General features: G+C 61.9%; 24 protein-coding genes. 18 read left to right on the plus strand and 6 right to left on the minus strand.

All coding sequences use genetic code 11. The features are described from left to right. Window positions 1–67: 67 nt before the first annotated feature. Window positions 68–1,723 (minus strand): FAD-binding dehydrogenase, encoded by a 1,656-nt coding sequence (locus BUC08_RS00180; RefSeq protein WP_037921818.1) that lies wholly within the window; start codon window positions 1,721–1,723, stop codon window positions 68–70. 65 nt (window positions 1,724–1,788) lie between these two features. Further along, window positions 1,789–3,561 (minus strand): SLC13 family permease, encoded by a 1,773-nt coding sequence (locus tag BUC08_RS00185; protein ID WP_037921815.1) that lies wholly within the window; start codon window positions 3,559–3,561, stop codon window positions 1,789–1,791. A gap of 239 nt (window positions 3,562–3,800) precedes the next feature. Between BUC08_RS00185 and BUC08_RS00190 the strand changes: the two genes are divergently transcribed. Then, the gene (locus tag BUC08_RS00190) at window positions 3,801–4,550 is read left to right on the plus strand and encodes a YebC/PmpR family DNA-binding transcriptional regulator (RefSeq protein ID WP_037921813.1); all 750 of its coding nucleotides are present in this window, start codon (window positions 3,801–3,803) and stop codon (window positions 4,548–4,550) included. On the opposite strand, the gene BUC08_RS00195 is transcribed toward BUC08_RS00190, so the two are convergent. After that, window positions 4,547–4,834 (minus strand): hypothetical protein, encoded by a 288-nt coding sequence (locus tag BUC08_RS00195; RefSeq protein WP_037921810.1) that lies wholly within the window; start codon window positions 4,832–4,834, stop codon window positions 4,547–4,549. The genes BUC08_RS00190 and BUC08_RS00195 overlap by 4 nt on opposite strands. Before the next feature lie 185 nt (window positions 4,835–5,019). Here BUC08_RS00195 and BUC08_RS00200 point away from each other — a divergent pair, with 185 nt between their 5' ends. The 9 genes from BUC08_RS00200 (at window position 5,020) to BUC08_RS00240 (ending at window position 14,569) form a co-directional block, all read left to right on the plus strand. Further along, a complete protein-coding gene (locus BUC08_RS00200) occupies window positions 5,020–5,616 on the plus strand; it encodes a LysE/ArgO family amino acid transporter (protein ID WP_037921807.1) in 597 nt (198 codons plus the stop codon). A gap of 69 nt (window positions 5,617–5,685) precedes the next feature. Then, window positions 5,686–6,243 carry an ATP-binding protein gene (locus BUC08_RS00205; RefSeq protein ID WP_037921805.1) on the plus strand — a complete coding sequence of 186 codons (558 nt, stop codon included), beginning with the start codon at window positions 5,686–5,688 and terminating at the stop codon, window positions 6,241–6,243. Between the two features lie 135 nt (window positions 6,244–6,378). After that, entirely contained in the window at window positions 6,379–7,257 is an 879-nt protein-coding gene (locus BUC08_RS00210) for a DMT family transporter (RefSeq protein ID WP_224769730.1), read from the plus strand. 72 nt (window positions 7,258–7,329) lie between these two features. After that, window positions 7,330–7,902: a choline-binding transcriptional repressor BetI gene (gene betI / locus BUC08_RS00215; RefSeq protein WP_037922210.1), complete on the plus strand. Its 573-nt coding sequence runs from the start codon at window positions 7,330–7,332 to the stop codon at window positions 7,900–7,902. Then, the gene (gene betC / locus BUC08_RS00220; RefSeq protein ID WP_037921804.1) at window positions 7,899–9,422 is read left to right on the plus strand and encodes a choline-sulfatase; all 1,524 of its coding nucleotides are present in this window, start codon (window positions 7,899–7,901) and stop codon (window positions 9,420–9,422) included. The genes betI and betC overlap by 4 nt, the downstream gene beginning before the upstream one ends. Before the next feature lie 87 nt (window positions 9,423–9,509). After that, the gene (locus BUC08_RS00225) at window positions 9,510–10,691 is read left to right on the plus strand and encodes a choline transporter (RefSeq protein ID WP_037921801.1); all 1,182 of its coding nucleotides are present in this window, start codon (window positions 9,510–9,512) and stop codon (window positions 10,689–10,691) included. Window positions 10,692–10,760: 69 nt separating this feature from the next. Beyond that, the gene (gene betB, locus BUC08_RS00230) at window positions 10,761–12,215 is read left to right on the plus strand and encodes a betaine-aldehyde dehydrogenase (RefSeq protein ID WP_037921799.1); all 1,455 of its coding nucleotides are present in this window, start codon (window positions 10,761–10,763) and stop codon (window positions 12,213–12,215) included. Next, on the plus strand, window positions 12,215–13,861 hold the full coding sequence (gene betA / locus BUC08_RS00235) for a choline dehydrogenase (RefSeq protein WP_037921797.1): 1,647 nt from the start codon (window positions 12,215–12,217) through the stop codon (window positions 13,859–13,861). The genes betB and betA overlap by 1 nt, the downstream gene beginning before the upstream one ends. 99 nt (window positions 13,862–13,960) lie before the next feature. Next, a complete protein-coding gene (locus BUC08_RS00240; RefSeq protein WP_318173667.1) occupies window positions 13,961–14,569 on the plus strand; it encodes a thermonuclease family protein in 609 nt (202 codons plus the stop codon). Window positions 14,570–14,575: 6 nt separating this feature from the next. On the opposite strand, the gene BUC08_RS00245 is transcribed toward BUC08_RS00240, so the two are convergent. Together BUC08_RS00245 and BUC08_RS00250 are read right to left on the minus strand one after the other, a co-directional pair. Next, window positions 14,576–15,976 carry a helix-turn-helix domain-containing protein gene (locus BUC08_RS00245; RefSeq protein WP_037921792.1) on the minus strand — a complete coding sequence of 467 codons (1,401 nt, stop codon included), beginning with the start codon at window positions 15,974–15,976 and terminating at the stop codon, window positions 14,576–14,578. A gap of 49 nt (window positions 15,977–16,025) precedes the next feature. Next, a complete protein-coding gene (locus tag BUC08_RS00250; protein WP_037921789.1) occupies window positions 16,026–17,255 on the minus strand; it encodes a multidrug effflux MFS transporter in 1,230 nt (409 codons plus the stop codon). Between the two features lie 192 nt (window positions 17,256–17,447). On the opposite strand from BUC08_RS00250, the gene BUC08_RS00255 reads away from it, so the two are divergent. The 7 genes from BUC08_RS00255 (at window position 17,448) to BUC08_RS00280 (ending at window position 23,207) form a co-directional block, all read left to right on the plus strand. Beyond that, entirely contained in the window at window positions 17,448–18,980 is a 1,533-nt protein-coding gene (locus BUC08_RS00255) for an acyl-CoA carboxylase subunit beta (protein WP_037921787.1), read from the plus strand. A 54-nt stretch (window positions 18,981–19,034) separates the two neighbouring features. Beyond that, window positions 19,035–19,298, plus strand: a complete 264-nt coding sequence (locus tag BUC08_RS00260) for a DUF7218 family protein (RefSeq protein WP_037921785.1) — start codon at window positions 19,035–19,037, stop codon at window positions 19,296–19,298. Window positions 19,299–19,314: 16 nt separating this feature from the next. Beyond that, window positions 19,315–19,698, plus strand: a complete 384-nt coding sequence (locus BUC08_RS00265; protein WP_037921783.1) for a DUF6497 family protein — start codon at window positions 19,315–19,317, stop codon at window positions 19,696–19,698. A 214-nt stretch (window positions 19,699–19,912) separates the two neighbouring features. Next, window positions 19,913–20,059 (plus strand): hypothetical protein, encoded by a 147-nt coding sequence (locus BUC08_RS24730; RefSeq protein ID WP_169741844.1) that lies wholly within the window; start codon window positions 19,913–19,915, stop codon window positions 20,057–20,059. A gap of 75 nt (window positions 20,060–20,134) precedes the next feature. Continuing rightward, the gene (locus BUC08_RS00270) at window positions 20,135–20,491 is read left to right on the plus strand and encodes a hypothetical protein (RefSeq protein WP_037921779.1); all 357 of its coding nucleotides are present in this window, start codon (window positions 20,135–20,137) and stop codon (window positions 20,489–20,491) included. Window positions 20,492–20,810: 319 nt separating this feature from the next. Then, window positions 20,811–21,017: a hypothetical protein gene (locus BUC08_RS00275; RefSeq protein ID WP_028955850.1), complete on the plus strand. Its 207-nt coding sequence runs from the start codon at window positions 20,811–20,813 to the stop codon at window positions 21,015–21,017. A gap of 141 nt (window positions 21,018–21,158) precedes the next feature. Continuing rightward, the gene (locus BUC08_RS00280) at window positions 21,159–23,207 is read left to right on the plus strand and encodes an acetyl-CoA carboxylase biotin carboxylase subunit (RefSeq protein ID WP_037921777.1); all 2,049 of its coding nucleotides are present in this window, start codon (window positions 21,159–21,161) and stop codon (window positions 23,205–23,207) included. A gap of 62 nt (window positions 23,208–23,269) precedes the next feature. Here the strand turns inward: BUC08_RS00280 and BUC08_RS00285 are convergent, their stop codons facing one another. Beyond that, window positions 23,270–23,719 carry a DUF4174 domain-containing protein gene (locus BUC08_RS00285; RefSeq protein WP_037921775.1) on the minus strand — a complete coding sequence of 150 codons (450 nt, stop codon included), beginning with the start codon at window positions 23,717–23,719 and terminating at the stop codon, window positions 23,270–23,272. Window positions 23,720–24,010: 291 nt separating this feature from the next. Here BUC08_RS00285 and scpA point away from each other — a divergent pair, with 291 nt between their 5' ends. After that, window positions 24,011–26,140 carry a methylmalonyl-CoA mutase gene (scpA, locus tag BUC08_RS00290; protein ID WP_037921773.1) on the plus strand — a complete coding sequence of 710 codons (2,130 nt, stop codon included), beginning with the start codon at window positions 24,011–24,013 and terminating at the stop codon, window positions 26,138–26,140. Window positions 26,141–26,163: the final 23 nt, after the last annotated feature.

Below are 26,163 nucleotides of genomic sequence, written 5' to 3' on the forward strand. Positions count from 1 at the left end.
CTGGGCATTGCAGGGTGATAAGTCAAGGCAACGGGGCGCACCCTGTCGGCATCATTCCGCAAGCGCCTCAGGCAATGGCCGTGGAGCGCCCCGCGTTGCGACCCGAGAAGATACAACCGCCCAGAAATGTGCCTTCCAGTGCGTTATAGCCGTGGTATCCGCCGCCGCCAAAGCCAGCGACCTCTCCGGCGGCGAACAGCCCCGGCACCGGCGCGCCGTCTGCGCCGATCATCTGGCTGTCGAGGTTGGTTTGCAGTCCGCCCAATGTCTTGCGCGTGAGGATATGCAGCTTGACTGCGATCAGCGGGCCATTGGCCGGATCAAGGAACCTGTGCGGCTTGGCGGTGCGGATCAGCCGGTCGCCGCGATAATGGCGCGCGGCGTGTATCGCCATCATCTGCGCATCCTTGCTGAATGGATTGTCCGCCTGCCTGTCACGCGCTTCGATCTGGGCGCGTAGCTTGTGTGCATCCAACGGCACATCCCCGATCCGGTTCATACCCGCCACAAGCGTGTCCAGATCATCCGCCACGACAAAATCCGCGCCATGCGCCTTGAACGCCTCGACCGGCCCCGTGGCGCGTTTGCCCGACAGGATGCGCTGTCGGATCACCTCGCGCCAACTGGCGGAGGTGAAATCGGGGTTCTGCTCGGACCCCGAGAGCGCAAATTCCTTCTTGATGATCTTCTGGGTCAGCACGAACCAGCTGTAATCATATCCCGTGGCCAGAATGGCCCGCAGCGTACCCATGCTGTCAAAGCCGGGCAGGGCGGGGGGCGCAAACCGTTTGCCGGTGGCATCGAACCACATCGACGATGGCCCCGGCAGGATGCGGATGCCGTGGGCAGGCCAGATCGGGTCCCAGTTTTTCACGCCCTCGGTATAGTGCCACATGCGGTCGCCGTTGATCACATGGCCGCCGGCCTGTTCGGAAATCGCGATCATGCGGCCATCCACATGGGCGGGCACGCCTGCGATCATCTCTTTCGGTGCGGGGCCGAGCCGCGCGGTCGGCCACGCCCTGCGCACCATTTCGAAATTGCCCCCGATGCCGCCCGAGGTGACAATGACCGAGGCCGCTTTGAACGCAAAATCCCCTACCGCATCGCGGTTGGTCGAGGCACCGCGCGGTGCCGTGTCATCGGCCAGCACCGCGCCGGACACGCCGGCCGCGGCTCCGTTGGTCATGTCAATGCGGTCAACGCGGTGGCGGAACTGGAACGAGACCAACCCCGCGCCCTCATGTTCGATGCAGCGGCGGGCAAAATGTTCCATCGTGCCGGGGCCGGTGCCCCAGGTGATGTGAAACCGCGGCACCGAATTGCCATGCCCGTCGGCAAAGCCGCCGCCCCGCTCGGCCCAGCCCACCACCGGAAACCAGCGCAGGCCCATCTGGTGCAACCACGGGCGCATCTCGCCTGCGGCAAAGTCGATATAGGCCTCGGCCCATTTGCGCGGCCATGCATCCTCGGGCCGGTCGAACTGTGCGCTGCCCATCCAGTCGGAAAGCGCCAGTTCGCGGCTGTCGCGAATGCCCATCCGGCGCTGTTCGGGGGTGTCGACCATGAACAGCCCGCCAAGCGACCAGAACGCCTGGCCCCCCAGACCGCTGCGCGGTTCCTGGTCGACGACGATCACCCGCTTGCCCCGGTCCCCCAACTCGGCCGCAGCGGCCAGTCCGGCAAGCCCTGCGCCCACGATGATGGCGTCTGCCTGTTCCATGATGTCCTCCCTTAACGGGAAGCGTAAACGCGCAGGGGGGCAGGGGGCTAGGGTTTTGTGACGGGCTACAACGGCCAGAAAAACAGGATTGCGGGGATCGACACGCAGATCACGATGATTTCCAGCGGCAGCCCCATCCGCCAGTAATCGCCAAAGCGATAGCCGCCGGGGCCCAGGATCAGCGTGTTGTTCTTGTGGCCGATGGGCGTCAGGAACGCCGAGGACGCCGCCACAGCCACCGCCATCAGGAAGGGATCGGGCGAGACGTTCAGGCTTTGCGCCATCTGGATGCCCACGGGTGCGGCGACAATGGTGGTGGCGGTGTTGTTCAACACGTCCGACAGGGTCATGGTGACCACCATCAGCACGCTCAGCACCACCCAGGCCGGCATCCCTTCGGTCAGATTGACCAATGCGCCCGAGATCAGCTCGGTCCCGCCCGATGTCTCCAACGCCGCCCCCAAGGGGATCATCGACCCCAGCAGGACGACCACGGGCCACTCTATGTGCGTGTAAAGCTCGGACAACGGCACGATGCGCGTCAGAACATAGGCGACCACCACCAGACCCAGGGCAATGGGCAAATAAATCAAGCCAAAGCTGGCGGCGGCCACAGCGCCGCCAAACAGGCCGATGGCCAGCCAGACCTTGGAATTCTCGGTCACCGCCAGCCCGCGATCCGCCAGCGGCAGCACCCCCAGCCAATCTGTGACGTGGCCTGCGGTGTCGCGCGGCACCAGCAGCAACAGGATGTCGCCCGCCTGCAACTGGGTCTTGCGCAGCTGCGAGGTGATCTTGCGGCCTTGCCGGGATATGCCCAGCAGCACGGTGCGCTGACGCCATGCCAGTCCCACGGTCTGTGCCGTCCGCCCATCCAGACGCGAGCCTTCGGGAATCACGACCTCGATGATCTCGACGCCTTCGCCATCCGCGTTCAGCCGCTCTTCGCGCTCGGCGTCCGCCACGCTCAGCTTCAGGGTCGAGCGGAATTCGTCCAGCGCGTCGGGCGTGGCTTCGATCACCAGCGCGTCACCGGCTTGCAGCGCGATGTTGCGCGCAGAGCCATAGCGCCGCTTGCCATCGCGGATCAGGCCCAGGACCGCGACATCGGCGCTGTCGGCTTCCTCTTGCAGTTCGGCAATGCGCTGGCCAATCAGCTTGCTGTCTTCGGGGATGATCAGCTCGGCGATATACTGTGAAATATCCTCGTGGTTCAGCGTCGCGTCCTCGCGGCTGGGGATCAGCCGCCAGCCGATCAGCGCGACAAAGGCCAGACCGGCGATGGCCGCGACGCCGCCCACCGGGGCAAAATCGAACATCCCGAAAGGCGCACCCAGAGATTGCTGGCGGATCGAGGCGATGATGATGTTGGGCGGCGTGCCGATCAGCGTGACCATGCCGCCCAGAATGGTGGCAAAGCTCAGCGGCATCAGGCTCAGCCCCGGCTGCCGCCCCGCCTTGCGCGCAGTCTGGATGTCAACGGGCATCAGCAGCGCGAGTGCTGCGACATTGTTCATAAAGGCCGACAGGATGCCACCGACGGCACCCATGATCGTGATGTGCGCGCCCAGGCTGCGGCTTGCGTCAATCAATGTGCGGGTGATCAGCAACACGGCGCCCGACCGCACCAGCCCCGCCGACACCACCAGCACCAGCGCCACGATCAGCGTGGCAGGATGCCCGAACCCGGAAAAAGCGTCTTTTTCCGGCACCACCCCCAACACGACGCCGGTCATCAGCGCGGCAAAGGCCACAAGGTCATAGCGGAAGCGGCCCCACAGCAGCAGCCCAAAGACGGTGCCGAACAGGGTGAAGAGGATGATTTGATCTGTTGTCATGCGCGGCAACGTAGAACGCGGGCACGGGAGCGGCCAGTGCTATTTCGCGGGTTTGTCGGCATGGCGAGGGGGACAGGCGCTTTGCCCCCGGCGCAGAGGCGCGTGGCCTGGGATTCTCCGAACCACAGTTAAGGCGCGGGCGCACGGCTCTGGACGGGCTTGCGGCCCCCCTGTCCGGTGCACTATAGCAGCCGACAAAGCCGCGCGGCGGCGCATGTCAGTTGCAAATCGGAGGCGTTATGGCAGGCCACTCAAAATGGGCGAACATCCAGCACCGCAAGGGGCGTCAGGACAAGTTGCGCGCCAAGGTGTTTTCAAAGATGTCCAAGGAAATCACGGTGGCCGCCAAGATGGGCGACCCCGATCCCGACAAGAACCCGCGTTTGCGTCTGGCGATCAAAGAGGCCAAGTCGGTCTCGGTCCCCAAGGACGTGATCGACCGCGCGATCAAGAAATCGCAAGGCGGCGAGAGCGAGGATTACGAAGAAATCCGCTATGAGGGCTATGGCCCCAACGGTGTCGCGGTGATCGTCGAGGCGATGACCGACAACCGCAACCGCACTGCATCCGTGGTCCGCTCGACGTTTACAAAGAACGGCGGCAACCTGGGCGAAACCGGCAGCGTCGGTTTCATGTTCGACCGCAAGGGCGAGGTTGTCTATCCTGCCTCTGTCGGTGACGCCGACACAGTGATGATGGCCGCGATCGAAGCGGGTGCCGAGGACGTGGAAAGCACCGAAGACGGGCACGTGATCTGGTGTGCAGACACCGATTTGAACGAAGTGTCGACAGCGCTCGAGGCCGAACTGGGTGAAAGCGAGGCCACCCGGCTGGTCTGGAAGCCGACCGTTACCACCGAGATGGACCTGGAAAGCATGCAAAAGCTGATGAAGCTGATTGATGCGCTGGAAGACGATGACGACGTGCAACGCGTCACCGCCAACTTCGAAGCCTCAGACGAGGTGATGGAACAACTGGGCGACGATTAAGCCGGGCGGTTGATCACTTCGGAACGCTGCCCTGTCTCGGGGGCGGCGTTCTTGTTGCAGAACAGGCCGCGCGCGATGCTGCCCCACCCTTGGGGCGCATCTGCCTGGCGACGCTGACGTCGCAAACGCCGCAGGACCGAACGCAGGGCAGTCAGGCGCACTTCGGCAGATTCACCACCAGCGCGCACTTGAACGGACAAGATCTTTTCCTGTGTTTCCAAAGCACTTTCGATCATCTCGAATTCGGATGCTGAGAGCGTAAGGCTATGGGGCAGGGCGGACATCTTGGCGTTCCTTCTTTGATCAAGTCTTGTGCATATGGTGCAAGTTTGGTGCTTCGCCAAGGTCCGTTCGACGTTTTATGACACAAAAATGACAGTTCTCACGGATCGGTGATTGCAAAGTTGGATTTGCGCAGGGGGCAGCGCTGCCGTAAGCAACCGCGCAGCAGGGTTGAGGCAGGTATTTCATGACATCGTTTTTGCCGGGGTTTTACCTGGGGTTTTCATTGATCTTGGCGATCGGCGCGCAAAATGCCTTTGTGCTGCGGCAAGGATTGATGCGGTCGCATGTGTTCTGGGTGTGCCTGACCTGCGCGTTGTCCGATGCGCTGCTGATCAGCGCAGGCGTCGCGGGCTTTGGCGCGTTGGCCGAGGCGGTGCCATGGCTGGAAACCGTGATGCGCTGGTTCGGGGCGGCGTTCCTGCTGTGGTACGGCTGGCGCAATGCGGTCAGCGCATGGCGCGGCGGGCAGGCGCTGGATGCGGCCGATGCGCGGGGCGGATCGTTGCGCGCCACGTTGCTGGTCGTGCTGGCGCTGACCTGGCTGAACCCGCATGTCTATCTGGATACGTTGATGCTGCTGGGTGCGGTGTCGGCGCAGTATCCTGACAAGCTGGCCTTTGGCGTGGGGGCTGTGACGGCCAGTTTCGTGTTTTTCTTCGGTCTGGGATATGGCGCGCGGCGGCTGCGGCCATTGTTCGCCAATCCGCGCAGCTGGCAGGTGCTGGATGTGCTGATTGCCCTGACCATGTGGGCGATTGCACTGAAACTGATCTGGATGTGATGCCGGCAGCGCGCCGTTGATTGCAAGCCTGCCGCATGGTAACCGGGCGGCGTAGCGCGCGGTGATCCCATGGCCCAATCGTCAAGACTGTATATACTCGGCGCGTCCTGTTCCGGCGTATCAACGCTGGGGCAGAGCCTGTCGGCGCATCTGGGGGTGCCGCAACTGGATGTGGACAGCTTCTACTGGCTGCCGACCGACCCGCCCTATACCACCAAACGCGCGCCCGAAGACCGTGTCCAGATGATCCGGGCCGAGCAGGCGCGGACGCAAGGCTGGATTCTGTCCGGCTCTTTCATCGGCTGGGGCGAGACGCTGGTCGAGGATGTTGACATGATCATCTATGTACACACGCCCACGCAGGTGCGGATGCAGCGACTGGACGCCAGAGAGGCGCAGCGTCACGGGGCGCGTATCCTGCCGGGCGGAGACATGCATCTGGCCCATCTGGCCTTTCGCAAGTGGGCCTCGCAGTATGATGATCCTGCCTTTTCCGGCCGCAACCGGGCACAGCATGAGCGTTGGCTGGACACCCTGAGCGTGCCCGTGCTGCGGCTGGACGGGACCCATGACAAGGCGGCGCTGTTGGATGCAGTCGCCCGAGAGCTGTCCAGCGTCCGGGCCTGAAATCCTTTGCGTGAAAAACAAGCGGGTTCAATGTCATAGGCCGCTGTCAGGCAGAAGGTTGCGCGCAGGCTCTTGCACCTCCCTGCGTGCTTGCCCATTGATACGCCCATGATAAATGGACAAGAACCGCGCCCCATGACGGGCATTTTGTGGATGCTGGTGACGGGGCTGTGTTTTGTCGCAGTGACCGCATTGGTCAAGTGGATGGGGCCGGGGATGCCGCCCTCGCAGGCGGCGTTCCTGCGGTACATGCTGGGCATGGTGTTCCTGATCCCGATGCTCAAGGATGTGCGCGAGGCCAACCTGACACCACGCCAGTGGAAGCTGTTCACCCTGCGCGGGTTGCTGCATTCCGTCGGCGTGTCGCTGTGGTTCTTTGCCATGACCCGTATTCCCATCGCTGAACTGACAGCGATCAATTATCTTGCGCCGGTCTTTGTCTCGATCGGGGCCGCAATCTTTTTGGGCGAACGGCTGGCGGCGCGGCGTATCTTTGCGGTGGTGGTGGCGCTGGTGGGGACCGCGATCATCCTGCGCCCCGGTTTCCGCGAGGTCGCCAACGGGCACATCGCCATGCTGGCCGCAGCGGCGGTGTTTTCGGGGTCTTACCTGTTGGCCAAGATCCTGTCGGACGAGGCAAAACCCACGGTGGTGGTGTTCATGATGACGGTTTTTGTCAGCCTCGGGCTTGCCCCGCTGGCGGCAATCGTCTGGGTCACGCCCACCTGGGAGCAGATCGGTATTCTGGCGCTGGTGGCGGTGTTTGCCCAAGCCGGACATTATACCATGACGCTGGCTTTTGCCGCGGCCCCGGTGACGGTGACGCAGCCGATCACATTCCTGCAACTGGTCTGGGCCACGCTGCTGGGCATGTTGGTGTTCGGCGAGCCGGTGGACATCTACGTGGTGCTGGGCGGGGTGCTGATCCTGGCCTCGGTCACCTTTATTACATGGCGCGAGGCACAGCTGAAACGCCGCCCGATCACGCCCACGATCAACGCCACAAAGGTCTGACGTTTTTTATTGATTGACTAGTCAGTAAAAACCCCTGATCCTGTGCCCCCATGGAATATGGGGGATATGGCCGTGCCCAAAGTGGGAATGGAACCGATCAGACGATCCGCACTGGTGCAGGCGACCATCGCCGAAATCGGAGCCGCGGGGTCGCTGGATGTGACCGTGGGCCAGATCGCGCGTCGTGCGGGCATGTCCACGGCACTGGCGCATCATTATTTCGGCGGCAAGGACCAGATTTTTCTGGCTGCCATGCGCCACATCCTGACCGAATACGCCACCGAAGTGCGCGCCGCTTTGGCCAAGGCCACCAGCCACGCTGACCGGGCCGCAGCCATCGTGCGCGGCAGCTTTGCCCAGTCGTGCTTTGCCCCCGCCACCATCAGCGCGTGGATGACCTTTTACGGGCGCGCCGCGTCGCATCCTGAAACCCTGCGACTGCTGCATCTGTACCAGCGGCGGTTGCGCTCGAACCTGACCCATGCCCTGCGCGGGGTCAGCGCCGATCCGGTGAACGACGCCGAAACCATGGCGGCCCTGATCGACGGTCTGTATTTGCGCGCAGCGCTGTCGGGACGCGACGATCACGACGCCTGCGACGCAGCCCTGCGCACCCTGAACACTTTGATCCAGAGGCAATCATGACTGACACTCCGGCCAAACAGCCCAACATCCTGATCTTCATGGTCGACCAGTTGAACGGCACGCTGTTCCCTGACGGCCCGGCCGACTGGCTGCATGCGCCCAACATCAAGAAGCTGGCCGCCCGCAGCACCCGGTTCCGCAATGCCTATACCGCGTCGCCCTTGTGCGCGCCGGGTCGGGCGGCGTTCATGTCGGGGCAATTGCCCAGTGCCACGGGTGTCTATGACAATGCGGCTGAATTCGCCTCGTCCATTCCCACCTATGCGCACCACCTGCGCCGCGCGGGCTATCACACGTGCCTGTCGGGCAAGATGCACTTTGTCGGTCCCGACCAGCTGCACGGCTTCGAGGAGCGTCTGACAACCGATGTCTACCCGCCTGATTTCGGCTGGACCCCCGACTATCGCAAGCCGGGCGAGCGGATCGAATGGTGGTATCACAACATGGGCTCGGTCACCGGGTCGGGCGTGGCCGAGATCACCAACCAGATGGAATATGACGACGAGGTCGCCTATCACGCCACCCGCAAGGTTTATGATCTGGGCCGCCGTCATGACCCGCGCCCGTGGTGCCTGACCGTCAGCTTTACCCACCCGCACGATCCTTACGTCGCGCGCAAGAAATACTGGGATCTGTACGAAGATTGCGAGCACCTGATGCCGCAGGTCGCGCCGATCCCTTATGACGATCAAGACCCCCATTCCAAACGCATTTTCGACGCCAACGACTGGCGCAGCTTTGACATCTCGGACGACGACGTGCGCCGCTCGCGCCGCGCCTATTTCGCCAACATCAGCTATCTGGACGACAAGATCGGCGAAGTGCTGGAAGCGCTGGAAGGCACCCGCCAAGAGGCGATCATCCTGTTCGTGTCCGATCACGGCGATATGCTGGGCGACCGTGGCCTGTGGTTCAAGATGTCCTTCTATGAAGGGGCGTCGCGCGTGCCGCTGATGATCAGCGCGCCGCAGATGCAGCCAGGGCTGGTGACCGAACCCGTCAGCAACATCGACGTCTGCCCCACCTTATGCGATCTGGCGGGTGTCAGCATGTCCGAGGTGGCTCCATGGACCACCGGCAGCAGCCTTGTGCCGCAAGGGCAGGGGACCACGCGCACCGAACCCGTTGCGATGGAATATGCCGCAGAGGCGTCCTATGCGCCGATGGTGTCGCTGCGGTCGGGCAAGTGGAAATACAACCGCTGCGCGCTGGACCCCGACCAGCTGTTCGATCTGGATGCCGACCCGCATGAGCTGACCAATCTGGCCGATGACCCGGCCCATGCCGAAACGCTCGCCGATTTCCGCGCGCAGGCCGACGCGCGCTGGGACCTGGACCGGTTCGACGCCGAAGTGCGCATCAGCCAGGCCCGCCGCTGGGTGGTCTACGAAGCACTGCGCCAGGGCGGCTATTACCCGTGGGATTACCAACCGCTTCAAAAGGCATCGGAACGCTACATGCGCAACCACATGGACCTGAATGTGGTCGAAGAAAACGCAAGATATCCGCGCGGCGAGTGAAACCGCTGCGTTGTAGCGTGAAACGTCGGAAGAGAATAAGCTGACGGCACGCACATCAAGGCCCAAAGGGCCAACACGGAGGGACCAATGCTAACCTATATCATCTCATTCGGAGTTCTGCTGGCGTTCGCGCTGGTGATCTTCTGCACCATCAAATGGTGGAACCTGCGGCTGGTGGGGCCTGACCCCGTCGGCCTGTTCACCTTTATCGCGATCCTGTTTACGTCCGGTCTGGACGTGGGCCTGATCATGTTCCCCATCGCCTTTGACTTTCCGCTGTATGCGGATGTGGCGACCGAACCGGCTTATGGGTTCACCAACCCGCTGGCGCTGGAATTCGGGTTCTGGGGTTTTCTGATCTGGGCGTTCTACTTTCTGACAGCCTTCTATTTCTGCGCCATCGAACCGCGCGTGAAATTCTTTGACCATGGCATTGTCAAGCTGATCAACAACCTGGTCATCATCACCACCTGTGCATTCACAGGCGCGCTGTTCCTGATCTACATGCCCTATTACATCCCCGAAATGGGCGATGGCGAAACGGTGATCCCGGCGTTCTACGTGATCTGTTTCCTTGTGATCCTGACGGCGTCCTATTCGTCCACAGACATCAAATACGTCAAGTTCCTGTCGGTCGGCTCCACGCTGGTCTTCTTTGCGCTGATCATCGGCATGTGGATCAACGCAGGCATGTCGGGCGGCGAGTTCGTCGATACCGTCAGCCTTGTGGGCGGCTATTTCGGCAACATCCACAAGTTCGTGATCCCGCTGACCGAATACCACGAGTTCTACCTGTTCTGGTGGTTCGCGTGGTCGATCATGATCGGTCAGTTCACCTCGCGCTTTGTCGGAGGGCTGAAGACATGGCAACTGCTGGCGTCCTTGCTGGTGTTCCCGTCGATCCCGCTCGTGATCTGGTTCTCGGTTGCCTACTACTACCACCAGAACGCCATCGACATGACCGGACTGGTCAACTGGTCGATGACCGTGGTGGGCATCCTGTTCGTGATCAACTCGTTTGACTCGTTGATCCGGCTGTACACCGACAACCTGAACCTGACCACAGACCGCTATGGCAAGGTGCAATATGTGCTGGGCAACGCCGCCCTGCTGTTCGTGCTGACCCTGCTGTTCCAAAGCCAGTGGCTGCAGATCCAGTGGGTCGGCACCGTGGTGATCTGTCTTTATGTCGCCTGCATTGCCTATGTGATCGGCAAGCGTGAGGCGATTTCGGACATGACCAAAACCCGGCCGCTTCCGGCTGAATAACCCGAACCCCAACGGTGGTCCGGCCTGCGTGATGCGGGCCGGGCTGCCCATTTTCCCAAGAGGCTCCGAATGCAAACCCAACCCGCCGCCAGCCATTTCATCAACGGCCAATACGTCGAAGACACCGGTGGTGAAGCTTTTGACGTGATCTATCCCGCCACTGGCGAGGTAATTGCAAAAATGCATTCGGCGACCCCCGACATTATCAATCAGGCGCTGGACGCCGCGCGGGCCGCGCAACCCGCATGGGCGGCCATGTCCGGCACCGAACGTGGCCGCATCCTGCGCCGCGCTGCCGACATGATCCGCGAACGCAACCACGACCTGAGCATTCTGGAAACCTATGACACCGGCAAACCCTATCAGGAAACATCCGTGGCCGATGCCACCAGCGGAGCCGATGCACTGGAGTATTTCGGCGGTCTGGCCGCCAGCCTGACGGGCGAGCATATCGCACTGGGTGGGGGCAACTGGGTCTATACCATCCGCGAGGCGCTGGGCGTTTGCGTGGGCATTGGCGCGTGGAACTACCCAACGCAAATCGCCTGCTGGAAGGGCGCACCGGCGCTGGCCTGCGGCAATGCGATGGTGTTCAAACCGTCCGAAACCACGCCGCTTTCGGCGCTGAAAGTGGCCGAGATATTGCACGAGGCGGGCCTGCCTGCGGGCCTCTATAACGTTGTTCAAGGCTTGGGCGATGTGGGGGCCGCACTGGTGGTCGACCCGCGCGTCGACAAGGTGTCGCTGACCGGATCGGTGCCCACGGGCCGCAAGGTCTATTCCGCCGCTGCCGCTGGCATGAAACATGTGACCATGGAGCTGGGCGGCAAGTCGCCCTTGGTTATCTTTGACGACGCCAACCTTGAAAACGCCGTCAGCGGCGCGATCATGGCCAACTTCTATTCCACGGGGCAGGTCTGCTCCAACGGCACCCGCGTGTTCGTCCAGAAAGGCATCAAAGAGGCGTTTCTGAAACGTCTGGCTGAGCGTCTGGACAACGCGGTGATCGGTGACCCGATGGACCCTGACACCAGCTTTGGTCCGATGGTCAGCCAGCGCCAGATCGACATCGTGGACGGCTATATCGCCAAGGGCAAGGCCGAAGGCGCGCGTCTGGCCTATGGCGGCGACCGCATCGACCAGCCCGGTTTCTGGATCCAGCCCACTGTCTTTGCGGACGTCACCGATGACATGGCCATCGCCCGTGAGGAAATCTTTGGCCCCGTCATGGCGGTGCTGGATTTCGACGACGAGGCCGAAGTGATGGCCCGCGCCAACGACACCGAATTCGGCCTGGCCGCCGGGGTGTTCACCAACGACCTGACCCGCGCCCACCGCGTCGCCGCCGGGTTCGAGGCAGGCACCTGTTTCATCAACACCTACAACGACGCGCCGGTCGAGGCACCCTTTGGCGGGGTCAAGGCGTCGGGTGTGGGCCGCGAAAACTCCAAGGCGGCAATCGAGCATTATTCACAGGTCAAATCGGTTTTCGTCCGCATGGACGATATGGAGGCTCCCTTCTGATGACAGCTGATTACATCATCGTCGGGGCAGGCAGCGCAGGTTGTGCTGTCGCCTACCGTCTGGCCGAGGCGGGCAAATCCGTGCTGGTCATCGAACATGGCGGCACCGATGCGGGGCCGTTCATCCAGATGCCCGCGGCGCTCAGCTATCCGATGAACATGTCGATGTACGACTGGGGCTTTCAATCCCAGCCCGAACCGCACCTGAACGGTCGCCGTCTGGCAACGCCGCGCGGCAAGGTCATCGGCGGGTCGTCCAGCATCAACGGCATGGTCTATGTGCGCGGTCACGCGATGGACTATGACCACTGGCGCGACAGCGGGGCCGAGGGCTGGGGCTATGCCGATGTGTTGCCCTATTTCAAACGCATGGAAAACTGGCATGCCAACGGCCACGGGGGCGACCCCGCATGGCGCGGCAACGACGGCCCGCTGCATGTCGCGCGCGGCCCGCGTAAGAACCCGCTGTTCCAGGCTTTTGTCGATGCGGGACGGCAGGCAGGCTACGAGGTGACCGACGACTACAACGGCGAGAAACAAGAGGGCTTTGGCCCCATGGAACAGACCGTGTGGAAGGGCCGCCGCTGGTCCGCCGCCAACGCCTATCTGCGGCCTGCGCTGAAACACGAACATTGCACGCTGCGGCGCGGGCTGGTGGAAAAGGTGGTGATGGAAGAGGGGCGCGCCGTCGGCCTGCAACTGGCCGGTGGCGAGATCGTGCGCGCAGGCCGCGAGGTGATCATCGCCGCCTCGTCCATCAACTCGCCCAAGATCCTGATGCTGTCGGGCATCGGCCCCGCCGCCCATCTGGCCGAACACGGCATAGACGTGGTCGCCGACCGCGCGGGCGTGGGCCAGAACCTGCAAGACCATCTGGAACTGTACCTGCAAGTCGCCTCGCTCAAGAAAATCACGCTGTACCGCTATTGGAACCTGTTCTCCAAGGCGCGGATCGGCGCGCAGTGGTTGCTCTCGAAGACCGGGCTGGGCACGTCCAACCAGTTTGAAAGCGCCGCCTTTATCCGCAGCAAGGCGGGCGTGCAATATCCCGACATCCAGTATCATTTCCTGCCCATGGCCGTGCGCTATGACGGCAAGGCCGCAGCCGAAGGCCACGGCTATCAGGCCCACGTCGGCCCCATGCGCTCGGCCTCGCGCGGGGCGGTCACGCTGGCCTCGGCCAATCCGGAAGATGCGCCGAACATCCTGTTCAACTACATGTCCGACCCGCAGGATTGGGAGGATTTCCGCACCTGCATCCGCCTGACCCGCGAGATTTTCGCACAGGAGGCGTTCAAGCCCTACTTCAAACACGAGATCCAGCCCGGTGCCGACGTGCAAACCGATGACGAGCTGGACGATTTCATCCGCGACGAAGTCGAAAGCGCCTATCATCCCTGCGGCACTTGCAAGATGGGCAGTGCCGACGACCCGATGGCCGTGGTTGATCCTCAGGGCCGCGTGATCGGGGTTGATGGCTTGCGCGTGGTGGACAGCAGCATTTTTCCGCGAATTACCAACGGCAACCTGAATGGTCCGTCCATCATGACCGGCGAAAAAATGGCTGATCATATCCTTGGCCGCAGCCTGCCTGCGGTGAATGACGCACCCTGGATACATCCCAATTGGGAAACGCAGCAGCGTTAACTTTTAGCGACGAATTCGGTTGAAGCGGGGCACGTGCCCCGACTAATTAACCGAATGTTAAGAATTTGGTCCCTCATTGTTCTTCTGTCCCTGCCTGTCATGGCCGGGGCAGGGGAATTTTCCGGTCCCGTACGGGTGATCGACGCCGATACAATCGACGTTGGCACGACACGCGTGCGCCTGCATGGCATTGACGCACCCGAGTTGAATCAGGAATGCCAGACCGCTCAGGGGGTGGCCTTTGAATGCGGGCGGTGGGCGGCGGATCAGGTGCGCTCATTGTTTCAGAACCGTCTGGCCCGCTGCCAACAGGTAGACATCGACCGCTATGGCCGCACCGTGGCCAGCTGTGTGGTGGGCGACGTGGATATTGGACGGGAGATCGTCAGCTTGGGTCTGGCCTTTGCCTACACCCGCTATTCCGAGGCCTATGTGCTGGACGAAAAGGGTGCCGCCGTGAACGATCGTGGCCTGCACGCCATGCGCGTGCAATCCCCGGCGCAGTTCCGCGCCTTGCGCACCAAAGGGCGCAGTGCCCCTGATCCGGCCTGCGTGATCAAAGGCAACATATCGAAGAACGGGCGCATCTTTCACGTGCCGGGGCAGGAATTCTATGACCGCACCGGCATCGACATTGCACGCGGCGAACGCTGGTTCTGCTCGGCGGCAGCGGCGCGGGTCGCCGGTTGGCGGCCGGCCCAGCGATAGCGTGCACTAGCCCACCTGATAGGGCAGCACATCGCGCGTGTGGGGATCGACGCTGAGCTTGCGTTCAAGCGGGGGAACCGACCGCTGGTGACACTGTTTGCGCTCGCAGATCCGGCAGGAAATCCCGATGGGTTCAAAAGCATCACCTCGCCCCAGATCCAGCCCGTCGGCATAGACCAGATTGCGCGCATGGCTGATCTCGCAGCCGAACGAGATGGCAAAGCGCCGCACGGGTGCGCCGAACCGCCCCGCCGGTTTCGACACGTCGCGGGCGAGACTGAGATAGCGCACGCCGTCCGGCGTTTCTGCCAGCTGGCGCAGGAACTGTCCGGGCTGTTCGAACGCCCGGTGCACGTTCCACAGCGGACAGGCCCCGCCGAACCGCGCGAATTGCAACCGCGTGGCGGAATGGCGTTTGGTGATCGTGCCCGCCTGATCGACGCGCACGAAAAAGAACGGAATGCCTTTCGCGCCGGGCCGCTGCATCGTGGACAGGCGATGCACCACCTGTTCGATGGATGCGCCAAAGCGGCTGGCCAGAACTTCGACATCGTGGCGACAGTCCTGCGCCGCTTGCAGGAACGGGCCATAGGGCATCAGCGTGGCACCGGCGAAATAGTTGGCCAGCCCGATCTTGGCGATGGCCCGCGCCTCGGACGACTGGAACCGCGCCAGATCCAGCGTCGCCTCCAACAGCGCATCCTGCCGCACCAGCGCCAGTTGCAGCAGCATCTGGAAGGTCTGCGTTTCGGGCGAGAGCCGTGACGAAACGCGCAGGGTCTTGGTATTGGCATCATAGGACCGGATCAGGTCCATATCGTCAAAGCGCACCGTTACCCCCGCATGGTCCAGCTCGGCCACGACCGAGACACGGATGTTGCCGGGGCGTCCCTTTGCGGTGGCGAAATGCTCGGCTGCCCGGTCGACTGCGTCTATGTAGTTGTCACAATAGTGAAAGAAATCGCGCACTTCTTCCCACGGGCTTGGTCGCGCACGGGCATCCTCGCGGCCCAATGCTTCGTCCAGCGAGGCCAGCCGCTCGTGGGTCTGCCGATAGCTGCGGTGCAATGCGATAAACGCATGGGCCAGCGCGGGCGCGTTGGATGCGGCCAACCGCAGGTCGGCCAAGGGGGGCATATCGCCGGAAAACACCGGATCGGCCAGCGCCTCGCGCATGTCGGACACCAACCGTTCGCTGTCGCCTGTGCTCAGTTCGGTGACATCCAGCCCGAATTCCTGTGCCAGCGCCAGAACCACCGTCGTGCTGACGGGGCGGTTGTTGTTCTCCATCTGGTTCAAATAGGGCAGGGACACGCCCAGTTTGGCGGCAAAGTCCTTTTGCGTCATGCCGATGCGCGTGCGGACTTCGCGCAGCTTGGCACCGGCATAGAGTTTCTGTTGAGCCATGGACGCGTACCTTTGCAAATTTGCACAAAGTTACGTTAGCTTTGCAAAGTCAGTCCGGCAAGACCTGAGGTGCAAGCTGGCGTTCGCGCCAATAGACCGTGCAAATTGCCGCGAGGGCCAGGACCGACGTGATGCACATCATGTAGAGCAGTGGGAAGGCACCAGACTCGGGCGTCAGCAGCGTGCCCACCAACCCTGACAGCATCGCCCCGCCACCGATCTGGATTGCGCCGCCCAGACCGGATGCTGTGCCTGCCAGATGCGGGCGCACCGACAGCATGCCTGCAGTGGCGTTGGGGATCGTCAGGCCGTTGCCAACACCCACGAACATCATCATGCCAAAGAACGACCACGGGTTGCCATAGCCCATCAGGAACAGCGCAAGAGATCCGGCAACTCCGAAAAGATTGGACAGGCAGCCGTACAATACCAGCCGGTTCACGCCCAGCCGCGTGGCAAAGGCGCCGGTGATGGCGTTGCCCGTCATATAGCCGATCGCAGGTGCGCCAAAAACCAGCCCCAACATGGAGGGCGACATATGAAACAACACAGACCCGACAAAGGGCGCGCCGCCCAGATAGGCAAAGAAGGAGCCCGAGCAGCAGGCAGAGGCCAGCGAATAGCCCCAGAACCGCGGGCTGCGCAGCAGTTCGGGATATTCCCGGAACTGCGCGCCCAGCGATTTGCCCGTGCTGGTGGCTGTCTCGCCCAGATCGGCCCAGACGACCCACAGCGTGATGCCGCCGATGATGAAAAATGCCCAGAAGTTTGCACGCCAGCCGAACAGTTCATCCAACAGGCCACCGATTGCCGGGCTGATCATCGGCACGACCGACATGAACATCGTAACGATGCCGATCATCGATGCGCTTTCGTTCTGGTCGTACAAATCGCGGATCACCGCACGGCTTAGCACCATGGCCACTGCGCTGACCGCCTGGCACATGCGAAAGAACAGGAAGACATGGGCGGTGGGGGCAAAGATGCAGCCCAGCGTCGCCAGCAGGAACAACGACAGCCCGCCCAGCAGCACAGGCCTGCGTCCGATGCTGTCCGAGATCGGTCCGATCAAGATTTGCAGGATGGCGCTGACCCCCAGGAACAAGGCCACCGAAAGCTGCATCAACCTGTATTCGGTATGAAAATACTCGGTCATGTTCGGCAGCGACGGCAGGAACATGTTCATGACCATCGCAGACATGCCCGCAAGCATAATCAAGGTCATAAGGTGGGGCGGGGTAGAGCGATTGAGAAAGCGCACAGATGGTATATGTTGCATTGGTGGAAGGTAGATTGAGGCCCTACCGGTGTCCATTGCGTTTGGCGCATAGCTGCCATGCGTTTGCGTATGTTTTTGCAGATTTGCAATTAGCAAAGGTCACATCGCAAAGAATTTGCAAATATTCCACAAGATGCTTTTGCGCGCGTCCTTGGCCTGATACCCTGTGTCAAATCGAAACAGGGGCCTGACATGAAAGACATTCTGACCGAACTGGAAGACCGTCGCGCACAGGCGCGGCTGGGCGGCGGGCAAGCCCGCATCGACGCACAGCACGGCCGTGGCAAACTGACCGCCCGCGAGCGCATCGAATTGCTGCTGGACGAAGACAGCTTTGAAGAGTTCGACATGTTCGTGGCCCACCGCTGCACCGATTTTGGCATGGAAAAGCAAAAGCCTGCGGGTGACGGTGTCATCACCGGCTGGGGCACGATCAACGGTCGTATGGTCTATGTGTTCAGTCAGGACTTTACCGTCTTTGGCGGCTCGCTGTCCGAAACCCACGCCCAGAAGATCTGCAAAATTCAGGACATGGCGATCCAGAACGGCGCGCCGGTCATTGGCATCAACGATTCCGGCGGCGCGCGCATTCAGGAAGGGGTTGCTTCGCTGGCTGGCTACGCCGAAGTGTTCCAGCGCAACATCATGGCCTCGGGCGTGGTGCCGCAGATCAGTCTGATCATGGGGCCTTGCGCCGGTGGCGCTGTCTATTCCCCTGCGATGACCGACTTTATCTTCATGGTGCGCGACACCTCCTATATGTTCGTGACCGGCCCCGACGTGGTGAAAACCGTGACCAACGAACAGGTCACCGCCGAGGAACTGGGGGGGGCATCCACCCACACCAAGAAATCCAGCGTTGCGGACGGCGCTTTTGAAAACGACGTCGAGGCGCTGGCCGAAGTTCGCCGCCTTGTCGATTTCCTGCCCCTGAACAACCGCGAAAAACCGCCCGTGCGCCCCTTCTTTGACGAGCCGGGCCGTGTCGAGGACAGCCTTGATACGCTGATCCCCGAAAACGCCAACACCCCCTACGACATGAAGGAACTGATCCACAAAGTCGCAGACGAGGGCGACTTTTTCGAGATTCAGGAAGATTTCGCCAAGAACATCATCACCGGCTTTATCCGTCTTGAAGGTCAGACTGTAGGCGTGGTCGCCAACCAGCCGATGGTGCTGGCGGGATGTCTGGACATCGACAGCAGCCGCAAGGCCGCGCGGTTCGTGCGGTTCTGCGATGCGTTCGAAATTCCGATCCTGACGCTGGTTGACGTGCCCGGATTCCTGCCCGGCACCGGCCAGGAATATGGCGGCGTCATCAAGCACGGCGCGAAACTGTTGTTCGCCTATGGCGAAGCGACCGTGCCCAAGGTTACCGTGATCACCCGCAAGGCCTACGGTGGCGCCTATGACGTGATGGCGTCCAAACACCTGCGGGGTGATTTCAACTATGCCTGGCCGACAGCTGAGATTGCGGTGATGGGGGCCAAGGGCGCGACCGAGATCATCCACCGCGGCGATCTGGGCAATGCCGAGAAAATCGCGAAACACACCGCCGATTACGAAGAACGCTTTGCCAACCCCTTTGTCGCCGCCGAACGCGGATTCATCGACGAGGTTATCATGCCTCATTCGACCCGGCGGCGGATCAGCAAGGCGTTCGCGTCGCTGCGCACGAAAAAGCTGACGAACCCGTGGAAGAAACACGACAACATTCCGCTATGATCGTCGAGGGAACGCAGATGCACCAGTTCGCGTTGGCTCCGAAAGGAGCAAGCCATGACCAAGGACCACGGGCCGTCCATCAAGGACGACGACACCTACGAGGCGCTGCGCGAGGACGGCGCGTCGAAGGAAAAAGCCGCGCGTATTGCAAATGCGCAGGCCAACAGCGAACAGCATCCGTCCGAAAAGGGGGGCAAGCAGCCACCCTACGAGGACTGGACCAAGGACGATTTGTACGCGCGTGCGCAGGAACTGGAGATCGACGGGCGTTCGGATATGACCAAGGACGAGCTGATCAAGGCGCTGCGCCAACACTGAACGGACGGGCGGCGTGATGCGGTGTGCCGCCATATTCGCCGCGTTGATGGCCGCCAGCCCCTTGTGGGCCTTTGACGTGCCGTCCGGGCAAAAGATCGAGCTGCAAGAGGTGTTGATCGACGACACCAGTGGCACGAACATCCTGCGTTTCCGGTTTCTGGCCCCTGCCATCGCGCGCGAGGGCGGGACCATGACCTATGCGGACAGCGCCTCCGACATCGAGGATCTGTGCGCCAAGACCGCCATTCCTTACATCGCCGAATATGAGTTGACGCCAGAGATCGTGGTGATCTCGCTGGCCGATCGCGCGGTCGAATTCGGACAGCCCGATCCTGACGCGACCCAGTTCTTTGATGCATTCCGTATCGAAAATGACACCTGCATCTGGGAGGCTTTTTGATGCCTGCACAACATCTTGCGGCGCACCCCTCATGTGAGCGGAAAATTGCGTCTTTGGAGTCACAGCGCGGCAGCTTGTCGCAGACCGGATATCTTTCACCTGTGGAATCTCATATGATTGCGCCAAGGAAACCCTTTGGGTCCCTTACCTCTATTGAGGCAGGGTCCGCGCATCCGTGCGGGCAACGCCTTGTGCAACCAAACAGGAGCTACAGATGTCGAAGAACATCATACTTTTGGCAATGTTCGGCCTTACCGCCGTTGTTGCCGCCTGTGCGCGCGAGCAGCAGGCCGAAGAATTTGTCGTGGTCGATCCCGAGCCCATCTCGGTCGAGCCTACATACACCGGCAAATACAAGTAATACCAATTCAGGGCAGGCCTTTGGGCCTGCTCTGGCCCCTACCTTGGCCACGCAGATGTCACATGGAGGTGTTCCATGCTGAAACATCGCGGTTTCCCCGGTCGTCTGGCCAGCACCGATTTCCAGTTCACCCTGCGTCGTGCCAACCCAAAGGGGGCCACGCCGCTGATCCGCCGCGAGCGCAAGCGTGACCGCAAGCCTGCGGACCGTCGCGCCGACCTGGGCTTTATGAAAGCGCTGTGGGAGCAGTTCGGAAACGACCCGTTCGAACGTGGCAACCTGGACGCGGGGCGGCTGTCGTGGCTGTTCGGCCGCGAGGTGATCCCGGCGGTCGATGATTTCGACCCTGAATCCTACGAGGCGCTGCTGATCATCGACGAAGCTGTCGCGCGGGCGTCTTTTCCTGAAGCATTCGACGGGTCTTCGGCATGATTTTGCTGTCGGTGACCAACTTGCGGCAAGCATTGGCCGACGCGCAAACGTGGCGCTTGGCGACAGTGCGTGCCCTGTGTCAGGTTCAACCTCAGGGTGCTGCAGCCCGTTCTTTTGCAGCACTTGAACACCATCTCCATACCCCTTCCCCTTACGGGCGGCGGTCTGAACAGTTTCAGACGCCGCCCGCCTTTTCCGCGGCGCGCCAAAATTGGCGGAAACCGGCGCATGTCGGGGCCTCATGTCTTTTTACATTGCCGGAACCGATCAATCTGTCATGCGTTGTGTCGGCATATCTGGCAGTAAAAGGACAAAAACCATGCCCCTTAAATCCATTATCATCGCAGGCATCGCTTGCGCAGGACTGGCCGCTTGCGGCGATACCCTCGGTGAACAGGCTTTGGTCGGCGGCGCTGTCGGCGCAGGCGCGGCTGCGGTCACATCGGGCAGCGTACTCACGGGTGCCGCTGTCGGCGTGGCGGGCAACGTCGCATATTGCCAAGTCTACCCGCACAAATGTAACTGATCGGCGCGCGCGGGCAGGGGTTTCCGATGCCTCTGCACGCACACGCCTGATCCAATCTGACAATCAAACCAATGCTGCAACCGCCCTGCTTTCGCACGGCGGTTTTTTTGCGTTCGGCATAAACAACTTAAGGGACCCGCAATGTTCAAAAAGATCCTGATCGCCAACCGCGGAGAAATCGCCTGTCGCGTCATCAAGACTGCGCGCAAGATGGGTATTCAGACGGTTGCCATCTATTCCGACGCCGACCGCAACGCGCTGCATGTGAAAATGGCGGACGAGGCGGTGCACATCGGCCCGCCCCCTGCAAACCAGTCCTATATCGTCATCGACAAGGTGATGGAGGCAATCAAGTCCTCGGGCGCCGAGGCGGTCCATCCCGGTTACGGTTTCCTGTCCGAGAACTCCAAATTCGCCGAGGCGCTGGATGCGGCCGGTGTCGCCTTTGTCGGTCCCCCCGTCGGGGCAATTGAAAAGATGGGTGACAAGATCACCTCGAAGAAAATCGCCCAAGAGGCCGGCGTCAGCACGGTTCCCGGCTACATGGGGCTGATCGACGACGCGGAGCATGCGGTCAAGATCGCCTCGGACGTCGGCTATCCGGTGATGATCAAGGCCAGCGCGGGCGGCGGTGGCAAGGGGATGCGCATCGCGTGGAATGACGACGAGGCCCGCGAAGGCTTTCAGTCCTCCAAGAACGAGGCCGCCAACAGCTTTGGCGACGACCGGATTTTCATCGAGAAATTCGTAACCCAACCGCGCCACATCGAAATCCAGGTGCTGTGCGACAGCCACGGCAACGGCATCTATCTGGGCGAACGCGAATGCTCGATCCAGCGCCGCAATCAGAAGGTTGTCGAAGAGGCGCCCAGCCCCTTCCTGGACGAAAAAACCCGCCGCGCGATGGGCGAACAGGCCGTGGCACTGGCGCAGGCTGTGAATTACGCAAGCGCAGGCACCGTGGAATTCATCGTTGATGGCGACAAGAATTTCTATTTCCTCGAAATGAACACCCGCTTGCAGGTGGAACACCCTGTAACCGAGCTGATCACCGGTGTTGATCTGGTCGAACAGATGATCCGCGTCGCCAACGGCGAGAAGCTGACGATCACGCAGGACGACGTGAAGTTAAACGGCTGGGCCATCGAAAACCGCCTGTACGCCGAAGACCCCTATCGCGGCTTCCTGCCGTCGATTGGCCGTCTGACCCGCTACCGTCCGCCCGCCGAGGTGGCCGCAGGCCCGCTGCTGGACAACGACAAATGGCAGGGTGATGCAGACTCCGGCCCCGTCGCCGTGCGCAACGACACCGGCGTCTTCGAGGGCGGCGAGATCAGCATGTATTACGACCCCATGATCGCCAAACTGTGCACATGGGCCCCCACCCGCGGCGAGGCAATCGAGGCCATGCGCGTGGCGCTGGACAGCTTCGAGGTCGAAGGCATTGGGCACAACCTGCCGTTCCTCTCTGCGGTGATGGACCACCCGATCTTTATCAAGGGCGAGATGACCACCGCCTTTATCGCCGAGGAATATCCCGAAGGCTTCGAGGGTGTGGAACTGTCCGAGGACGACCTGAAACGCATCGCCGCCGCCACCGCCGCGATGAACCGCATCAGCGAGATCCGGCGCGCGCGCGTGTCGGGCCGCATGGACAACCACGAACGAAAAGTCGGCACCGACTGGAACGTGGCGCTGCAAGGCGCGTCTTTTGACGTGACCATCAGCGCCGCCGACAGCACCGGTGCGACCGTGACATTCGACGGCGGTGACAGTCTGCGGGTTCAGGGCGACTGGACCCCCGGCGACCAACTGGCCAAGATGACCGTGGGCGACGCGCCCTTGGTGCTGAAGGTCGGCAAGATCAGTGGCGGTTTCCGCATCCGCACCCGTGGCGCGGACCTCAAGGTGCATGTGCGCACGCCCCGTCAGGCCGAACTGGCCCGTCTGATGCCCGAAAAAGTGCCCGCTGACACGTCAAAGCTGCTGCTGTGCCCGATGCCGGGTCTGGTGGTGAAGCTGAACGTGGCCGAAGGCGATCAGGTGCAAGAGGGTCAGGCCCTGTGCACCATCGAGGCGATGAAGATGGAAAACATCCTGCGCGCGGAAAAGGCGGGCACCGTGGCCAAGGTCAACGCCAGCGAGGGTGACAGCCTTGCGGTGGACGACGTCATCATGGAGTTCGAATAAACCGACATGGCCCGTGTTGCGTCGCATAACGCCCGCGCACGGGCCTGTGTCCGGGGGCGGGTTCAGCCTTCGGACTGGACCGCGCCGCGCAGTTCCTGCTGGCGCAGCGGTGTCTTGTCGATGCTGCGGGTGATCTCGCGCACATCCCAAGGCGACGGTTTGCGCAACAGCACATCGCCGTTCTTGTCCACGACTGCCATCATGTATCCCCGTGGCCGCAGCTTCTTGCGCAGCGGCGATGCGGCGGCGGGATCGGTGTCCAGCAGCACGACAACGTCATATTCCAGAAGATCAGCAGCCCGCGCGCGCAAGAGCGCGACCTGTTCCACATATCGCGGGTCGGCGGGGCTGTCGGCAAAGACCACGATGGGCCGGTTGGTCCAGATGAATTGCGCCAAATCTTCCGCATCCGCCGTTGCAAACAACTCGTCCGCCGGGGTCAGGGTGGTGTCTTCGGCAAAGGCCGGGAACGCCCCCATAGCTATGAAAACAAACGCGATAAGTCTTTTCATGGTCTCTCCTGTCTTACCTAAGATAAGGGGTCGTGGGGCAATTTCGATGGGCAAAATGCGCGCAGGGGCGATTAAACCGGCATCAACGCGGGCAGGGTCCTTGATCCGCAGGGGGCAGACCGCCCGGCTTCATCCGATCCAAATCATATCTGACGGCGGATCAGACCGTTGGATGCCCTTCACCACCGATCACTCCGACCGCTTACGCGCTTGCAACACAGACACAGCATCCGGGACGTACAAGAGCGGGACATATCCTGCCGTGCGCCCCACAGACACAAGGACATACCCATGACCGATAAAAAGGCAGACTGGCGCACTCTGGCCGAGGCTGAACTGCGGGGTCGCCCTGTGGACGACCTGACGTGGAAAACCCTCGAAGGCATCGACGTACAGCCGCTCTATACAGAGGACGACCTGAAGGGCGTCAAACATCTGGGCACCATCCCCGGTGCCGCACCCTATACCCGTGGCGTGAAGGCGACGATGTATGCAGGCCGCCCGTGGACCATCCGGCAATACGCCGGTTTCTCCACCGCCGAGGAATCCAACGCCTTCTACCGCCGAAACCTGGCCGCCGGTCAACAGGGCGTGTCGGTCGCCTTCGATCTTGCGACGCACCGTGGCTATGACAGCGACCACGAACGTGTTGTCGGTGACGTGGGCAAGGCCGGCGTGGCCATCGACAGCGTCGAGGACATGAAAATCCTCTTTGACGGCATCCCGCTGGACAAGGTCAGCGTGTCGATGACGATGAACGGCGCGGTCATCCCGATCTTGGCCAGCTTTATCGTCGCGGGCGAAGAACAGGGGCACGACCGCAAGGTTCTGGCAGGCACCATCCAGAACGACATTCTCAAAGAGTTCATGGTGCGCAACACCTATATTTACCCGCCGGAACCGTCGATGCGGATCATCGGGGACATTATCGAATACACCTCGGATTTCATGCCGAAGTTCAACTCGATCTCGATCTCGGGCTATCACATGCAAGAGGCGGGGGCGAACCTTGTGCAGGAACTGGCGTTCACGCTGGCCGACGGGCGCGAATACGTGCGCACCGCCATCGCCGCCGGTATGGACGTCGACCGTTTCGCCCCGCGCTTGTCGTTCTTCTTCGCCATCGGAATGAACTTTTTCATGGAGGCCGCCAAGCTGCGCGCCGCGCGCCTGCTGTGGTCGCGGATCATGGAAGAGTTCGAACCCAAGGACGCCAAATCCTCGATGCTGCGCACCCATTGCCAGACATCCGGTGTCAGCCTTGCGGAACAGGACCCCTACAACAACGTGGTGCGGACCGCCTACGAGGCGATGAGCGCGGTTCTGGGTGGCACCCAGTCGCTGCACACCAACTCTCTTGACGAGGCGATTGGCCTGCCTACCGAACATTCCGCCCGCATCGCGCGCAACACCCAGTTGATCCTGCAAGAAGAAACCGGCGTGACCAATGTCGTCGATCCGCTGGCCGGGTCTTACTATGTCGAAAAGCTGACCCATGATCTGGCCGAGGCCGCGTGGACCTTGATCGAAGAGGTCGAGGAACTGGGCGGCATGACCAAGGCGGTCGCCTCCGGCATGCCCAAGCTGCGCATCGAAGAGGCCGCCGCGACCCGTCAGGCCAACATCGACCGCGGCGACGAGGTGATCGTGGGCGTCAACAAATACCGCCGCGACAAGGAAGAGCCGATCGACATCCTTGACGTCGACAACGTGGCTGTGCGCCTCAGCCAGATTGCACGGCTTGAAAAAATCCGCGCCACCCGCGACGACGCGGCCTGTACGGCGGCTCTGGATGAACTCAGCCGCCGCGCGCGCGAGGGTGGCAACCTGTTGGACGCAGCGGTAGAAGCCGCGCGCGCCCGCGCCTCTGTGGGAGAAATCAGCATGGCGATGGAAAAAGTATTCGGCCGCCACCGCGCCGAAGTCAAAACCTTGGCGGGCGTCTATGGCGCCGCCTACGAGGGCGACGAAGGCTTTGCCGCGATCCAGAAATCGGTCGAGGATTTTGCCGAGGAAGAAGGCCGCCGCCCGCGTATGCTGGTGGTCAAGATGGGGCAGGACGGTCACGACCGCGGTGCCAAGGTTATCGCCACCGCCTTTGCCGACATCGGCTTTGACGTGGACGTGGGCCCGCTGTTCCAGACACCCGCAGAGGCCGCGCAGGACGCGGTCGACAACGACGTGCACGTCATCGGCATCAGCTCGCAGGCCGCAGGTCACAAGACACTGGCCCCGCAATTGGTGCAGGCGCTGAAAGACGCAGGTGCGGGCGACATTCTGGTGATCTGCGGCGGTGTCATCCCGCAACAGGACTACCAGTTCCTCTATGACGCGGGCGTCAAGGCGATCTTTGGCCCCGGCACGAACATCCCCGCCGCAGCTCAGGACATCCTGCGCCTGATCCGCGAAACCCGCGGCTGAACGGAAAACGGGCCGCCCCAGTG

This window comes from Pseudosulfitobacter pseudonitzschiae (assembly GCF_900129395.1).
GTDB lineage: Bacteria > Pseudomonadota > Alphaproteobacteria > Rhodobacterales > Rhodobacteraceae > Pseudosulfitobacter > Pseudosulfitobacter pseudonitzschiae.

Excerpts from the sequence above, each read along its gene's own strand:
- betC (WP_037921804.1), top strand. The coding sequence starts at position 7,899 with ATGACTGACACTCCGGCCAAACAGCCCAACATCCTGATCTTCATGGTC.
- BUC08_RS00210 (WP_224769730.1), top strand. The coding sequence starts at position 6,379 with ATGACGGGCATTTTGTGGATGCTGGTGACGGGGCTGTGTTTTGTCGCA.
- BUC08_RS00250 (WP_037921789.1), bottom strand. The coding sequence starts at position 17,255 with ATGCAACATATACCATCTGTGCGCTTTCTCAATCGCTCTACCCCGCCC.
- BUC08_RS00200 (WP_037921807.1), top strand. The coding sequence starts at position 5,020 with ATGACATCGTTTTTGCCGGGGTTTTACCTGGGGTTTTCATTGATCTTG.
- BUC08_RS00205 (WP_037921805.1), top strand. The coding sequence starts at position 5,686 with ATGGCCCAATCGTCAAGACTGTATATACTCGGCGCGTCCTGTTCCGGC.
- BUC08_RS00180 (WP_037921818.1), bottom strand. The coding sequence starts at position 1,723 with ATGGAACAGGCAGACGCCATCATCGTGGGCGCAGGGCTTGCCGGACTG.
- BUC08_RS00270 (WP_037921779.1), top strand. The coding sequence starts at position 20,135 with ATGCTGAAACATCGCGGTTTCCCCGGTCGTCTGGCCAGCACCGATTTC.
- betA (WP_037921797.1), top strand. The coding sequence starts at position 12,215 with ATGACAGCTGATTACATCATCGTCGGGGCAGGCAGCGCAGGTTGTGCT.
- BUC08_RS00240 (WP_318173667.1), top strand. The coding sequence starts at position 13,961 with ATGGCCGGGGCAGGGGAATTTTCCGGTCCCGTACGGGTGATCGACGCC.
- BUC08_RS00280 (WP_037921777.1), top strand. The coding sequence starts at position 21,159 with ATGTTCAAAAAGATCCTGATCGCCAACCGCGGAGAAATCGCCTGTCGC.
- betB (WP_037921799.1), top strand. The coding sequence starts at position 10,761 with ATGCAAACCCAACCCGCCGCCAGCCATTTCATCAACGGCCAATACGTC.
- BUC08_RS00195 (WP_037921810.1), bottom strand. The coding sequence starts at position 4,834 with ATGTCCGCCCTGCCCCATAGCCTTACGCTCTCAGCATCCGAATTCGAG.
- BUC08_RS00245 (WP_037921792.1), bottom strand. The coding sequence starts at position 15,976 with ATGGCTCAACAGAAACTCTATGCCGGTGCCAAGCTGCGCGAAGTCCGC.
- BUC08_RS00225 (WP_037921801.1), top strand. The coding sequence starts at position 9,510 with ATGCTAACCTATATCATCTCATTCGGAGTTCTGCTGGCGTTCGCGCTG.
- BUC08_RS00190 (WP_037921813.1), top strand. The coding sequence starts at position 3,801 with ATGGCAGGCCACTCAAAATGGGCGAACATCCAGCACCGCAAGGGGCGT.
- BUC08_RS00260 (WP_037921785.1), top strand. The coding sequence starts at position 19,035 with ATGACCAAGGACCACGGGCCGTCCATCAAGGACGACGACACCTACGAG.
- scpA (WP_037921773.1), top strand. The coding sequence starts at position 24,011 with ATGACCGATAAAAAGGCAGACTGGCGCACTCTGGCCGAGGCTGAACTG.
- BUC08_RS00265 (WP_037921783.1), top strand. The coding sequence starts at position 19,315 with ATGCGGTGTGCCGCCATATTCGCCGCGTTGATGGCCGCCAGCCCCTTG.
- BUC08_RS00185 (WP_037921815.1), bottom strand. The coding sequence starts at position 3,561 with ATGACAACAGATCAAATCATCCTCTTCACCCTGTTCGGCACCGTCTTT.
- BUC08_RS24730 (WP_169741844.1), top strand. The coding sequence starts at position 19,913 with ATGTCGAAGAACATCATACTTTTGGCAATGTTCGGCCTTACCGCCGTT.
- BUC08_RS00255 (WP_037921787.1), top strand. The coding sequence starts at position 17,448 with ATGAAAGACATTCTGACCGAACTGGAAGACCGTCGCGCACAGGCGCGG.
- BUC08_RS00285 (WP_037921775.1), bottom strand. The coding sequence starts at position 23,719 with ATGAAAAGACTTATCGCGTTTGTTTTCATAGCTATGGGGGCGTTCCCG.
- BUC08_RS00275 (WP_028955850.1), top strand. The coding sequence starts at position 20,811 with ATGCCCCTTAAATCCATTATCATCGCAGGCATCGCTTGCGCAGGACTG.